The sequence below is a fragment of the Vibrio sp. 10N.222.48.A3 genome (assembly GCF_041475345.1).
Classification (GTDB): Bacteria; Pseudomonadota; Gammaproteobacteria; order Enterobacterales; family Vibrionaceae; genus Vibrio; species Vibrio tasmaniensis_A.
The window spans coordinates 1-317 of record NZ_JBFRVX010001686.1; the positions used below are offsets into that span (position 1 = coordinate 1).

Below are 317 nucleotides of genomic sequence, written 5' to 3' on the forward strand. Positions count from 1 at the left end.
TCACTCGAAGCCAACACCCCAGTTGAAACAACACTCCCCCCTCCTTTTTCACTTGTTTCATATTTAGCAAAGTACCACTGATTATCAACACCCTGAACGTATAGGTGACCATCATGGTCTTGGTACCAAAACATATATTGAGACCCCATTAAGCGCAGTTCTTTTGTACTGCCATCAATAAAGGTCATTGTGTGCCAAGTTGGCGCAGGTAAAGTAGTCGCTTGTACAGAGCAAACAGCAATGAGTGCTGTAATAAATGTACAAATTAATTTTGTCCTCATTAGGATAATCTCGTTATTTGAATTTCTCTGAAAGAG

The 317-nt window shown here is 40.1% G+C and carries 1 protein-coding gene; it reads right to left on the reverse strand.

Features of this window, described 5'->3' with window-relative positions:
* Nucleotides 1-281 (reverse strand): hypothetical protein (locus tag AB4653_RS28415; RefSeq protein WP_372105979.1); only part of this gene is annotated, 281 nt, incomplete at its 3' end.
* Nucleotides 282-317: the final 36 nt, after the last annotated feature.